Origin of the sequence: Streptococcus sp. HMSC072D05 (assembly GCF_001815805.1) — a bacterium.
In the GTDB taxonomy this organism is placed as follows: Bacteria; Bacillota; Bacilli; order Lactobacillales; family Streptococcaceae; genus Streptococcus.
In genome coordinates this window covers 1-358 of the sequence record NZ_KV822024.1, presented here as the reverse complement: position 1 = coordinate 358, position 358 = coordinate 1, and the positions used below count along the sequence as shown (strand labels likewise).

The following is a 358-nucleotide window of genomic DNA, read 5'->3' as shown; positions in this document are numbered from 1 at the left end:
TCAATCTCAACTTTCAAGCCAAGACCAAGCCAAACTTGCTGCAGCAGATAAGGAAGCAGCTGAGGAAGCCAAGAAAGAGGAAGAAGCTAAGCAAGCAGCGGAAGAAAAAGCTCACAGCGAATTGCTTTCAACGCTTGAAGGTATCGAAAAATCAACCATCGACGACATCAACAAAGATGCTACTATCACTGATAAGGACGCGGCGATCAAAGCAGCTAAAGAAGTGATTGGCAAGGATGCTATCTTGAAAGCTATCGAAGAAGGCGATATCGAAGCGTCCGACTTACTGGCAGATTTCTTGGCAGAAGACAGCGATCAGGTAACACCAGCCGAAGCAAAAACTCAATCTCAACTTTCA

Annotated in this window: 1 pseudogene; it reads left to right on the top strand. The window is 45.3% G+C overall.

Features of this window, described 5'->3' with window-relative positions:
- Window positions 1-358, top strand: a pseudogene (locus HMPREF3057_RS05245) (cell wall anchor protein); the annotation flags it as partial.